The 11,808-nt window shown below is 68.4% G+C and carries 13 protein-coding genes, 1 tRNA gene and 1 riboswitch; of the genes, 9 read left to right on the forward strand and 5 right to left on the reverse strand.

Going from position 1 to position 11,808, the window contains the following annotated elements; genetic code table 11:
- Positions 1–82: 82 nt before the first annotated feature.
- On the reverse strand, positions 83–1,372 hold the full coding sequence (locus ACFC96_RS27100) for a PTS transporter subunit EIIC (RefSeq protein WP_376227784.1): 1,290 nt from the start codon (positions 1,370–1,372) through the stop codon (positions 83–85).
- A gap of 198 nt (positions 1,373–1,570) precedes the next feature.
- Here ACFC96_RS27100 and ACFC96_RS27105 point away from each other — a divergent pair, with 198 nt between their 5' ends.
- The 4 genes from ACFC96_RS27105 (at position 1,571) to rdgB (ending at position 3,815) form a co-directional block, all read left to right on the forward strand.
- Complete coding sequence (locus ACFC96_RS27105) at positions 1,571–1,837, forward strand: glucose PTS transporter subunit EIIB (protein ID WP_376256626.1); 267 nt, start codon at positions 1,571–1,573, stop codon at positions 1,835–1,837.
- 91 nt (positions 1,838–1,928) lie between these two features.
- Complete coding sequence (rph, locus tag ACFC96_RS27110) at positions 1,929–2,666, forward strand: ribonuclease PH (protein WP_116512764.1); 738 nt, start codon at positions 1,929–1,931, stop codon at positions 2,664–2,666.
- A gap of 110 nt (positions 2,667–2,776) precedes the next feature.
- On the forward strand, positions 2,777–3,175 hold the full coding sequence (locus ACFC96_RS27115; protein ID WP_376614547.1) for a hypothetical protein: 399 nt from the start codon (positions 2,777–2,779) through the stop codon (positions 3,173–3,175).
- A 34-nt stretch (positions 3,176–3,209) separates the two neighbouring features.
- Complete coding sequence (gene rdgB / locus ACFC96_RS27120) at positions 3,210–3,815, forward strand: RdgB/HAM1 family non-canonical purine NTP pyrophosphatase (RefSeq protein ID WP_376256622.1); 606 nt, start codon at positions 3,210–3,212, stop codon at positions 3,813–3,815.
- Between the two features lie 52 nt (positions 3,816–3,867).
- Here the strand turns inward: rdgB and ACFC96_RS27125 are convergent.
- The 3 genes from ACFC96_RS27125 to bcp form a co-directional block, all read right to left on the reverse strand.
- Positions 3,868–3,952, reverse strand: a tRNA-Leu gene (locus ACFC96_RS27125).
- A gap of 164 nt (positions 3,953–4,116) precedes the next feature.
- Positions 4,117–5,628: a glycine betaine/L-proline transporter ProP gene (gene proP, locus ACFC96_RS27130; protein ID WP_376614549.1), complete on the reverse strand. Its 1,512-nt coding sequence runs from the start codon at positions 5,626–5,628 to the stop codon at positions 4,117–4,119.
- A 141-nt stretch (positions 5,629–5,769) separates the two neighbouring features.
- Positions 5,770–6,237: a thioredoxin-dependent thiol peroxidase gene (gene bcp / locus ACFC96_RS27135; RefSeq protein WP_266563771.1), complete on the reverse strand. Its 468-nt coding sequence runs from the start codon at positions 6,235–6,237 to the stop codon at positions 5,770–5,772.
- Positions 6,238–6,366: 129 nt separating this feature from the next.
- Between bcp and ACFC96_RS27140 the strand changes: the two genes are divergently transcribed.
- The 3 genes from ACFC96_RS27140 (at position 6,367) to ACFC96_RS27150 (ending at position 7,673) form a co-directional block, all read left to right on the forward strand.
- Complete coding sequence (locus tag ACFC96_RS27140) at positions 6,367–6,705, forward strand: DUF3618 domain-containing protein (RefSeq protein ID WP_376256618.1); 339 nt, start codon at positions 6,367–6,369, stop codon at positions 6,703–6,705.
- Positions 6,706–6,750: 45 nt separating this feature from the next.
- Entirely contained in the window at positions 6,751–7,107 is a 357-nt protein-coding gene (locus ACFC96_RS27145) for a co-chaperone GroES (protein WP_116512770.1), read from the forward strand.
- A gap of 153 nt (positions 7,108–7,260) precedes the next feature.
- Positions 7,261–7,321: riboswitch (guanidine-III (ykkC-III) riboswitch) on the forward strand.
- Between the two features lie 31 nt (positions 7,322–7,352).
- The gene (locus tag ACFC96_RS27150; protein ID WP_376256616.1) at positions 7,353–7,673 is read left to right on the forward strand and encodes a DMT family transporter; all 321 of its coding nucleotides are present in this window, start codon (positions 7,353–7,355) and stop codon (positions 7,671–7,673) included.
- A gap of 47 nt (positions 7,674–7,720) precedes the next feature.
- Here the strand turns inward: ACFC96_RS27150 and ACFC96_RS27155 are convergent, their stop codons facing one another.
- Entirely contained in the window at positions 7,721–9,979 is a 2,259-nt protein-coding gene (locus ACFC96_RS27155; RefSeq protein ID WP_376614551.1) for a transglycosylase domain-containing protein, read from the reverse strand.
- A 209-nt stretch (positions 9,980–10,188) separates the two neighbouring features.
- On the opposite strand from ACFC96_RS27155, the gene ACFC96_RS27160 reads away from it, so the two are divergent.
- On the forward strand, positions 10,189–11,001 hold the full coding sequence (locus ACFC96_RS27160; RefSeq protein ID WP_376256612.1) for an ABC transporter permease: 813 nt from the start codon (positions 10,189–10,191) through the stop codon (positions 10,999–11,001).
- Between the two features lie 40 nt (positions 11,002–11,041).
- Positions 11,042–11,806 carry an ABC transporter permease gene (locus ACFC96_RS27165; protein ID WP_376614622.1) on the forward strand — a complete coding sequence of 255 codons (765 nt, stop codon included), beginning with the start codon at positions 11,042–11,044 and terminating at the stop codon, positions 11,804–11,806.
- The last annotated feature ends 2 nt before the right edge of the window (positions 11,807–11,808 follow it).

An 11,808-nucleotide genomic window follows, 5' to 3' on the forward strand; every position in this document is an offset into this window, starting at 1 on the left:
AGCGCGAAACAAAACCCCCGGACCAGGAGGTCCGGGGGCTCTGGGGATGCCGGGGGGTGTGGGGCCCGGGCGCGGCGGGAGATCAGGCCTTCGTGACGTCCTCGACCTGGTCCTCGGGCTCACGCCCCGGCGTCTTCAGGTCGAACTTGGTGATCGCGAACCGGAAGATCACGTAGTAGACCACCGCGAAGGCGAGCCCGATCGGGATGATCAGCCATGGCTTGGTCGCCAGACTCCAGTTGATGACGTAGTCGATCAGACCTGCCGAGAAGCTGAAACCGTCGTGCACACCGAGCGCCCACGTCACCGCCATCGAGACACCGGTGAGCACCGCGTGGATCGCGTAGAGCATCGGCGCCACGAAAAGGAACGAGTACTCGATCGGCTCGGTGATCCCGGTGACGAACGAGGTCAGGGCGACCGAGAGCATCAGGCCGCCGACCACCTTGCGGCGCTCCGGGCGCGCGCAGTGCGTCATCGCCAGACACGCGGCCGGCAGCGCGAACATCATGATCGGGAAGAATCCCGAGGTGAACTGGCCCGCGTTCGGGTCGCCCGCCAGGAACATGTTGATGTCACCGTGCACCTCGGTGCCGTCCGGCTTCGTGTACGTGCCGAACTGGAACCAGATGGGCACGTTCAGGAACTGGTGCAGACCGATCACCAGCAGCGCGCGGTTGGCGACACCGAAGATGCCGGAGCCGAGCCAGTCCAGACCCACGAGCCAGTCGCTGAAGCTCTCCAGGGCGTCACCGATCGGCGGCCAGATCCACAGACAGATCGCGGCGACGACGATCGCGACGAACGCCATGATGATCGGCACGAGACGGCGGCCGTTGAAGAAGCCCAGCCAGTCGACCAGCTTCGTGCGGTGGAAGCGCTGCCAGAAGAAGGACGCGAGCAGACCCATGACGATGCCGCCGAAGACACCCGGATTCTGGTAGGTGTAGGCCGCCACCGAGTGGTCCAACGTCACCTGGCACCCCGTGGCGACCGGCTGGGAACCGGCCGGGCAGGCCTCGGGGAACTGGCGCATTACGTTGTAGTAGACGAGAAAACCGACGACCGCCGCGAGCGCCGTCGAACCGTCCGCCTTCTTGGCCATGCCGATCGCCACACCGATACAGAACAGCAGCGGCAGACCGAGCGCGCCGTCGAGGAGCGCGCCACCGGCACCGACCATCACCTTGGAGACATCGGTCCACCCCAGACCCTGGTCGCCGAAGACGTCGGGCTGGCCGAGCCGGTTGAGGATGCCGGCCGCCGGCAGCACGGCGATGGGGAGCTGGAGACTGCGACCCATCTTCTGCAGACCCTGGAAGAGGTTGTTCCACAGGCTGGGTCTGTAGACGGCCGCACTGTCGGCGCTCATGGGCGTCCTCCCGGAACGAACAAGCCGCTGTGGCAGTACGTTTGGCGGTCGTGGGAAACTGGTGTAGACCAGTTGAGGGACGGGTCGGCCGGCACCGGCCCGTGAGGGCATGACGCCGTGATCGTCATCATTCGTCACGGGCAGCATGACCGCTCGTGAAGATGGGCCAACCGTGGGTTACCGTGACAAAGCGGGCCCATGGGGGCCAAGAGAAAAGTCAGGGAGAACCACATGGCCACCAAGGCTGAGAAGATCGTCGCCGGGCTCGGCGGGCTCGACAACATCGAAGAGGTCGAGGGCTGCATCACCCGCCTGCGCACCGAGGTCATCGACCCCAGCAAGGTCGACGAAGCCGCCCTCAAGGCCGCCGGCGCCCACGGCGTCGTCAAGATGGGCACCGCCATCCAGGTCGTCATCGGCACCGACGCCGACCCCATCGCCGCCGACATCGAAGACATGATGTGAGCACCGGGCAACCCGCCTAGGCGCCACCCGAAGAAGGCCCCGCACCCGACACCCGGAACGGGGCCTTCGACGTTTTCGCTAGGCTCCCCCCATGTCTCGCATCGACGGCCGCACCCCCGAACAGCTCCGCCCCATCACCATCGAACGAGGGTGGAGCAAGCATGCAGAAGGCTCCGTCCTCGTCTCCTTCGGCGACACCAAAGTCTTCTGCACCGCCTCCGTCACCGAAGGCGTCCCCCGCTGGCGCAAGGGCAGCGGCGAAGGCTGGGTCACCGCCGAATACTCGATGCTCCCCCGCGCCACCAACACCCGCGGCGACCGCGAATCCGTCCGCGGCAAGATCGGCGGCCGCACCCACGAGATCAGCCGCCTCATCGGCCGCTCGCTGCGCGCCGTCATCGACTACAAGGCCCTCGGCGAAAACACCATCGTCCTCGACTGCGACGTCCTCCAGGCCGATGGCGGCACCCGCACCGCCGCCATCACCGGCGCCTACGTCGCCCTCGCCGACGCCATCACCTGGGCCCAGGGCAAGAAGCTCATCAAGGCCGGCCGCCAGCCCCTCACCGGCACCGTCTCCGCCGTCTCCGTCGGCATCGTCGGCGGCATCCCCCTCCTCGACCTCTGCTACGAGGAAGACGTACGCGCCGACACCGACATGAACGTCGTCTGCACCGGCGACGGCCGCTTCGTCGAGGTCCAGGGCACCGCCGAGGCCGAACCCTTCGCCCGCGACGAACTCAACTCCCTCCTCGACCTTGCCGTTTCGGGCTGCGCCGACCTCGCCACCGCCCAGCGCGCGGCACTCGAGGCCACCCTCCAAAGGTAAAGAGCGCGCCAAGTAGGGTGGCAACCCGCAAGACGCCGACCGCGTCACAACGGACGGGCGTACGGCACCTCGCCGTACGCCCGCTTCCGCACACAGGGGAGGACCGCTCCATGGCCGCACACCCACGCCACCGTCGCCGCATCGCCGTCATGACCGCAGCCGCGGCACTCATAGCCGTACCGGCCGTCACCGGCTGCAGCGCCGTCGACAAGGCACTCGACTGTGTCCAGACCGCCGACTCCATCGCCGACAGCGTCAGCGACCTCAAGCAGGCCGTCGAGAACGCCACGAACGACCCCGCACAGGCCGACAAAGCACTCGACTCCATCGACAAGAACCTCGACAAAATCGGCGACAAGACCGACAACGCCGACGTCTCCCGAGCTGTCGACGACCTCAACACCGCCGTGGGCAACGTCCGTACAGCCATCAAGAACGGCGACGGAACCCCCGACATCACCCCCGTCACCGACGCCGCCGGCGAACTGACCAAGGTCTGCACGCCGTGACGACGGCACCGACGCCGGCGCGATACTGGTCCCCATGACCCGCCTCATCCTCGCCACCCGCAACGCCGGCAAGATCACCGAGCTCAGGGCGATCCTCGCCGACGCAGGCCTGCCCCACGACCTCGTCGGCGCGGACACCTATCCCGACATCCCCGACGTCAGGGAAACCGGCGTCACCTTCGCCGAGAACGCCCTCCTCAAGGCCCACGCCCTCGCCAGAGCGACCGGCCTGCCCGCCGTCGCCGACGACTCCGGCCTGTGCGTCGACGTACTCGGCGGAGCACCCGGCATCTTCTCCGCCCGCTGGGCCGGCCGCCACGGCGACGACAAGGCCAACCTCGACCTCCTCCTCGCCCAGCTCGGTGACATCGACGACGACCGCCACCGCGGGGCCCACTTCGCGTGCGCCGCGGCGCTGGCGCTGCCGGACGGCACGGAGCGTGTGGTCGAGGGCCAGTTGCGTGGGGTGCTGCGGCACGCCCCGTCGGGCTCGAACGGCTTCGGCTACGACCCGATCCTCCAGGTGGAGGACGACACCCGGACGTGCGCCGAGCTGACCCCCGACGAGAAGAACGCGATCTCCCACCGCGGCAAGGCGTTTCGGGCCCTGGTGCCGGTGGTGCGGGAGCTGTTGGGCTGAGCCGGGCCGGCCGTGAAGAAGGGCGCTCCCCGATGGGGAGCGCCCTTGTGTGTGCGGTCGGAGGGATTCGAACCCTCACGGGATTTCTCCCACCGGGACCTAAACCCGACGTGACTGCCAGATTCCACCACGACCGCGACATAGCGAACATCTCACCTTCCTGGTGAGATCCGCCCCGTCAGTGTACGGCGGCCCCGCTCGGCGCGGGAGCGCGCGTGATGTGTCGGCATCAAGTTCCGGTCGACGCATGACAGTTCGGGCACAGGTGGGTCGTTCGAGGGGCGATGCGGGGCCGTGCGGGTCAGAACCTCGGCGCTCGCGCCTGGGACTCCACCAGTTCGGCCGCTTCCTCCTGTGTCTCCACCGACGGCGGGGAGCCCGCCAGGGGCTGTTGGGCCGTTTCCTTCATGCAGGCCACCGCGATCACGCCGACCAGGGCCGCCGCCATGGCGTAGTACGCGGGCATCATGTCCGTGCCGGTGACGCTGATCAGGGCCGTGACGACCAGGGGTGTCGTGCCGCCGAAGATCGACGCCGAGAGGTTGTAGCCGACGGACAGCGAGCCGTAGCGGACCTGGGTGGGGAACAGGGCCGGGAGCGCCGCCGACATGGTGCCGAGCATGCAGACCAGGGACAGGCCGAGCAGCAGCATGCCGAGCGAGACCGCCCACAGGGCGCCGTTCTTGACGAGGAGGAACGAGGGGACGGAGAGGAGGAGGAAGCCCAGCATTCCGGCCATGAGGAGCGGCTTGCGGCCGAAGCGGTCGGAGAGTTTGCCGACCTGGGTGATGACCAGCATGAGGACGACCATCGTGGCGATGAGGATGAGCAGCCCGTGGGACTCCTTGTAGCCCATCTCGTCGGACAGGTACGTCGGCATGTACGACAGGAGCATGTAGTCGGTGATGTTGTAGGCGCCGACCAGGCAGATGCACAGGATGAGCGTGGGCCAGTAGTCGCGGAAGATCTTGGCCAGGTCGCCCTTCGCGGTGGTCTCGACGTTCGAGGCCGCGTCGGAGGCCCGGTGTGAGGATTCGTCCTCGAGTTTCTGGAAGGCGGGTGTCTCGTCGAGGCGGAGCCGCAGGTAGAGGCCGACGAGGCCGATCGGGCCCGCGACCAGGAAGGGGATGCGCCAGCCCCAGGACTCCATGCCCCCGCTGCCGAGGAGGGTGGTCAGGAGGGTGACCAGGCCCGCCGCGCCGATGTAGCCGGCGAGGGTGCCGAACTCCAGGAAGCTGCCGAAGAAGCCGCGCCGTTTGTCGGGTGCGTATTCGGCGATGAAGGTGGAGGCGCCGCCGTACTCGCCGCCCGTGGAGAAGCCCTGGACGAGGCGGAAGAAGATCAGCAGGACGGGTGCCCAGAAGCCGATGACGGCGTACGACGGGATGAGTCCGATGGCGAAGGTGCCGATCGCCATCATGATCATCGTCATCGCGAGGACCTTCTTGCGGCCGATCTTGTCCCCCATGGGGCCGAACACCATGCCGCCGATGGGGCGGACGAGGAAGGAGACGGCGAAGGTCGCGAAGGAGGAGATGAGCTGGACCGTGGCGTTCCCGGAGGGGAAGAAGACGTGGCCGATGGTGACGGCGAGGTAGCTGTAGATGCCGAAGTCGAACCACTCCATGGCATTGCCGAGCGAGGCCGCTTTGACCGCCCGCTTCACGGCCGCCTCGTCGGTGACGGTGATGTCCGTACGGCGCAGAGGCGGATTCTTGCGGCGCTTCACCGCGCGGAAGAGGGTGCGGTGGCGTTTGACCACCGCGGGGTCGGCGGCGGACCCGGTCTGCTCTGGGTCGAGGACGCCCGACATGGAGTGATCCCTTCTGTGGACGCGTTGTTCCACGGAATCACTTGCTCGAAGGTGGCGATCGCAAACGGAAGTCCCCTTCGAGGGGACTTCCGTCACATCTGCGCGTACCCGGAGGGCCTGCGGTGATCCGCGGCCCGGGGGTCAGATTCCGAGATCCTTGATGATCTTCGCCACGTGGCCGGTGGCCTTCACGTTGTAGAGGGCGCGTTCGACCTTGCCGTCCTCGTCGACGACGATCGTGGAGCGGATCACGCCCGTCACCGTTTTGCCGTAGAGCTTCTTCTCGCCGTAGGCGCCGTAGGCCTCGAGGGTCTCCTTGGAGGGGTCGCCGAGGAGCGTGACCTTGAGGTTCTCCTTCTCGCGGAACTTCGCGAGCTTCTCCGGCTTGTCCGGGGAGATGCCGATCACGTCGTAGCCGGCGCCCGCGAGGACGTCGAGGTTGTCCGTGAAGTCGCAGGCCTGCTTCGTGCAGCCGGGGGTGAGGGCGGCCGGGTAGAAGTAGACGATGGTCTTGCGGCCCTTGTGGTCGGCGAGGGAGACCTCGTTGCCGTCGGCGTCGGGCAGCGTGAAGGCGGGGGCGGTGTCGCCGGTCGTCAGTCGCTCGCTCATGGTGGGACTCCTCGTACGGGATACGGGTACGGGACCCGAGCGTAATGGGGGTGCCGTGGGGTGCGAGCGTCGCCGAGCTGACAGACTGTCCACGACCAGTGCCATAACAGCGACCATGGAGGCAGCGCGGTGTCGGACACGTCGAGAACGTCGGATGCGCGGACCCCGGCGCAGATCGAGGCGGACATAAAGCGCCGTCGCGAGGCGCTGGCCGAGACGCTCGACGAGATCGGGGTGCGGGTGCACCCCAAGACGATCGTCGGTGACGCGAAGGCCAAGTTCGTCGCGAGCGTCGACCACTCCGTCGGGCGGGCCTATGTGGGCGCGAACCGGCTGGTGTCGGATGTGAAGGCGCAGTTCGTCTCCGAGGAGGGTGCGCCGCGTGTGGAGCGCATTGTTCCGGTGGCTGTCGCGGTGGTCGGTCTCGTGGGGCTGCTCGCCGTGACCGTGCGGCGCCGCAAGCGCTGACCCTTCCCGCGTGCGGGAGCGGCCGGGGCAGGTAGGTTTCGGGGCGTGAGCGCCAACAGCGAGAAGCACAGCACCCAGCACGACAAGTTGCCCATTCGCATGCTGCACGACCGTGTGCTCGTGCGGCAGGACTCCGCCGAGGGCGAGCGGCGCAGTGGCGGCGGGATCCTGATCCCGGCGACCGCGGCCGTGGGGCGGCGTCTGGCCTGGGCCGTGGTGGTGGCCGTCGGGCAGAACGTGCGGACGGTGGAGCCGGGCGACCGGGTGCTGTACGACCCGGAGGACCTGGCCGAGGTCGAGGTGCGGGGTGTCGCGTACGTGCTGATGCGTGAGCGCGATCTGCACGCGGTGGCGGCCGACCGGTTCGAGGGTTCCCAGGATTCGACGGGGCTGTATCTGTAGAGGTCCGTCCGTGCAGGGGCGCCCTGTCCCTGTAGCGGTACCCCCTACGCCTACCCCTAGCCGTACCCGTACCCGTACCCGTGGAGCGGTCCGGCTCGTAGTTGTTCGCAGAAGGGCTGGTGACCCTTGTCACCAGCCCTTTTGCGCGTTCTTTGCTACCTTTGGGGGACCCCGACGAGACGCGCCGTACCGGGTATCGCAAAGACGACGCACCCCTGTTGATCCAACTGACGGAGGTGCCTGTCATGGCCTGGGTTCTGATCGTGGTCGCCGGATTTCTCGAGGTCGGCTGGTCGATCGGCATGAAGTTCACGGACGGGTTCACACGGCTGTGGCCGAGCGTGTTCACCGGCGCGGGCATCGTCGCGAGCATGGTGATGCTCTCCTACGCCGCCAGGAGTCTGCCGATCGGTACGGCCTACGGCGTGTGGGTGGGCATCGGTGCGGCCGGTGCGGCTGTCGTCGGCATGCTGGCGCTCGGGGAGCCGGCGACGGCCGCGCGGATCTTCTTCATCGTGCTGCTGATCGTCGCGATCGTGGGTCTCAAGGCGACATCGGGGCACTAGGGCCTGATCCGGACGAAAGACCGTCTTTCGGCTGCTGAGGGGCGCTGTCACCGGTCGGAGTTGGAGTCGGGATCGGACTCGGAGTCGCGGGTGGAGTCCGGGTCGCCGAACAGTTCGTTGACCGGTCCTGACGGTGGGTTCGATTCCTCCGACGGCGTCGCGAGGGTGGGCTCCGCCGGTGTGGACGGTTCGGTCGGGGGGCCGGAGGACGCCGGTTCGGAGGGGGGCTCGCTGGAGGGTTCGCCGGTGGCCGGTTCGGTGGAGGATTCGTCGGGTGCGGCCGAGGGGATCTCGGGCTGGTCGGCGCCGGATTCCAGGTCCAGGTCGAAGTCCTTGGCGGGACTGCCCGTGAGCGCGGCCTTGGTGAACTGGGCCCAGATCTGCGCCGGGAAGCCGCCGCCGTTGATGCGCGCCAGGCCCAGCGCCCCGTACAGCGGGGTGTGGGCTCCGGTGTCGGGGTTCTGGCCCATGACGGCGACGACGGTGGCGAGGTCGGGGGTGTAGCCCGCGAACCAGGCCGCCGTGTCCTCCTCGGCGGTGCCGGTCTTGCCGGCGGCCGGCCGGTCCGCGGCGAGGGCGGCCGTGCCGGTGCCGCCCTCGACGACGCTCTGCAGGACGGACGTCGTCGTGTCGGCGGATTCGCGGGTGACGGCGCGCCGGGTGGTCTGTTCGGGCAGGTCGGCGTTCTCGCCGTCCTTGGTGACCTCGGTGACGAGGGTGTACGTGGCGCGCCTGCCGTGGTTGGCGAGGGTCGCGTAGGCCTCCGTCATGTCGAGGACGCTGGGTGTGGACGGGCCGAGCGCGATCGAGGGGGACTCGGTCAGGTCGGGGGTGTTCTTCGGGAGTCCGAGGGCGATGGCGGTCTGCTTCACCTTGTCGGAGCCGACGTCGACGGCCATCTGCGCGTAGACCGCGTTGACGGACTTGTCGGTGGCGGCGCGGACGGTGATGGGCCCGTAGTCGACCTTGTCCTCGTTCTCCGGGGCGTAGTAGCCGCCGCTCCAGCCTTGTACGGGGCGGGCGTTGGTGCCGTCGTAGATGGTGTTCGGGGTGATGGTGCGGCCGTCCTGGGTGGTGGAGGCGTTCTCCACGGCCGAGGTGAAGACGAACGGCTTGAACGTGGAGCCGACTTGGTAGTCGCGGCGGGTGGCGTTGTTGACGTACTGCTTCGTGTAGTCGATGCCGCCGTACATCGCGAGGACCTTGCCGGTCGCGGGGTCGATGGCGGCGCCGCCGGCGCGGACGTTGCGGTCGGCCGCGCGGTTCTGCTTGTCGAGTTTGGACATCAGCTGGTCGTCGACGGCTTTGACGAAGGCGTCCTGTTTCTTCTTCTGGAGTGTGGTGGTGATGCGGTAGCCGCCGACGGCCAGGGTGTCCTCGTCGATGATGTCGTTGTCGGTGAGGTAGTCCTTGACGGCCTGGACGAGGTAGCCGCGCTGGCCGGACATCCCGGCGGGGCCCTTGGCGTCGTCGGGCATGGGGAACGTCATCTTGTTGCGTGCCGCGGCGCCGAGCCAGCCTTCCTTGACCATGCCGTCGAGGACGTAGTTCCAGCGGGCGACGGCCTGCGCCTTGTTCTCGGGGTGGGCGACGACGTCGTACGAGCTGGGGGCGTTGAGGAGGGCCGCGAGGTAGGCGCCCTGCGCGGTGGTGAGGTCCTCGACGTCGACGCCGTAGTAGGCCTGGGCGGCGGCCTGGATGCCGTAGGCGTTGCGGCCGAAGTAGCTGGTGTTGAGGTAGCCCTCGAGGATGTGGTCCTTGCTCTCCTCGCGGTCCAGCTTGATCGAGATGAAGAACTCCTTCACCTTGCGGGTGATGGTCTGTTCCTGGCCCAGGTAGTAGTTCTTCACGTATTGCTGGGTGATCGTGGAGCCGGACTGCTTGCCCTTGCCGGTGAGGGTGTTCCAGGCGGCGCGGACCATCGCCTTGGGGTCGATGGCGGACTCGCTGTAGAAGTCGCGGTCCTCGGCGGCGAGTACACCGTGCTGGACGGTCCTGGGGATCTGGGAGAGGGAGACGTTCTCGCGGTTGATCTCGCCGTCGCGGGCGAGCTGGCTGCCGTCGGCGTACAGGTAGACGTTGCTCTGCGCGGTGGCGGTGGCGTTGGCGGGCGGGATCTTGACGAGGTAGTAGCCGAGGGCGAACAGGCCGATGCACAGGAGGAGCAAGCCGAGGATCGTGCCGAGGGTCATGCGCCAGGTGGGGATCAGGCGGCGCCAGCCCGTGCGCGGGGGGCGTTTGCGTGTCGCCGGCTTCCCGGCCTTCCCGGACTCTGCGGCCTTCGGCTGCTGCGGCTCGTCGCTCATGCCCTGTGGAACTCCTGTTTCCCTCCGTACGTCACGTACGCCTCGCACGGCTCTTTACTTCTTGCCGGACACTCTGGCATCGATGCGTGGCGCGGCCGGGGCGTGGCACGCGCCGGGGGAGCCGAAAATGCGTGGCACGGTACACCCTGCTCCCGCTAGGCTCCTGCGCTTTGGTCCGGAACGGAAGACGGGAGCGCGGGGGAGTGTTCGTGGGGTCCTGCCGCCTGTACGCGGCCGTCGCGGCCGGCGGGTTCCGGCGCTACGCGACGTACCGTTCGGCCACGGCGGCGGGCGTGTTCACGAACACCGTCTTCGGGTTCATCGTGGCGTACACGTATCTGGCGCTGTGGGACGAGCGGCCGGGGCTCGGCGGGTACGACCAGGCGCAGGCGCTGACGTATGTGTGGATCGGGCAGGCGCTCGCGCAGGCCCTGTCGATGTTCAACACGGGGTTCGCGGTCGACATGGTGGCGCGGATCCGCAACGGCGACATCGCGGTGGACCTGTACCGGCCCGTCGATCTCCAACTGTGGTGGCTGGCAGGTGATTTCGGGCGGGCCGTGTTCCAGCTGGCCAGTCGGGGCGTGGTGCCGCTGACGGTGGGCGCGCTCGCTTTTCCGCTCGCGCTGCCGGGTGATCCGGTGGTGTGGCTGGAGTTCCTGGTGGCGGTGATGCTGGCGGTGGTGGTGAGTTTCGCGATCCGCTATGTGCTGGCGCTGAGCGCGTTCTGGCTGCTCGACGGGTCGGGAGTCCTGCAGTTCGGCGGTCTGGTGGGGATGTTCTTCACGGGGCTGCTGCTGCCGCTGAACGCGATGCCCGGCGCGCTCGGCGACATCGCGCGGGTGCTGCCGTGGGCGTCGCTCCTGCAGATGCCCGCGGACATCCTCCTCGGCGCCCGCTCCGGTGCGGCCGAAGTCCTCATGGCGTACGCCTTCCAGGCCGGGTGGGCGGTCGTCCTGCTCGCCGCGGGCCGCCTCCTCCAGTCCTCCGCGACGCGCAAGGTGGTGCTCCAAGGTGGCTGACGTCGGCGGGAGCGTACGGGTCTACGGCCTGATCGCCGCGATGTGGATCCGTTCCACCCTGGTCTACCGCACGTCGTTCGCGGCCGCGGTCCTCACCAACTTCCTCGTCACGGGACTCGATTTCGTCGTGATCTGGATGATGTTCTCGCAGGCGACCTCGCTGGGCGGCTACAGCTTCGCGGAGACCGCGTTCCTGTACGGGACCGCTTCCGTCTCCTTCGGGATCACCGCTCTCCTGCTGGGCAGCGTCGACGATCTCGGGCTGCGGGTGCGCGACGGCTCCCTCGACGCGTTCCTGGTGCGCCCCGCCCCGGTGCTCGTACAGGTGGCGGCGGACCGCTTCGGCCTGCGTCGCCTCGGCCGTTTCCTCCAGGGCGCCCTGGTCCTCGGCTGGTCGCTGACGCGCCTGGACCTCGACTGGACGTTCGGCAGGCTGCTTCTGCTGCCGGTGATGCTGCTGAGCGGCGCGGCGATCTTCGGCGCGGTGTACGTGGCCGGGGCGGCGTTCCAGTTCTGGGCGCAGGACGCTGCGGAGGCGCAGAGCGCGTTCACGTTCGGCGGGCTGACGCTGCTCCAGTACCCGCCGACGGTGTTCGCCAGGGACTTCGTGATCGGCGTGACGTTCGTCGTGCCGCTGGCCTTCGTCAACTGGCTGCCCGCGCTGTACGTGCTCGGCCGCCCCTACCCCGTCGGCCTGCCCTGGTGGCTCGCCTTCACGCCGCCGCTGGTGGCCGCCGGGAGCTGCGCGCTCGCGGGTCTGGCCTGGCGCGCGGGTGTCCGTTCGTACCGCAGTACCGGGAGCTGAAG

The sequence above is a fragment of the Streptomyces sp. NPDC055955 genome (genome assembly GCF_042270245.1).
In the GTDB taxonomy this organism is placed as follows: Bacteria; Actinomycetota; Actinomycetes; order Streptomycetales; family Streptomycetaceae; genus Streptomyces.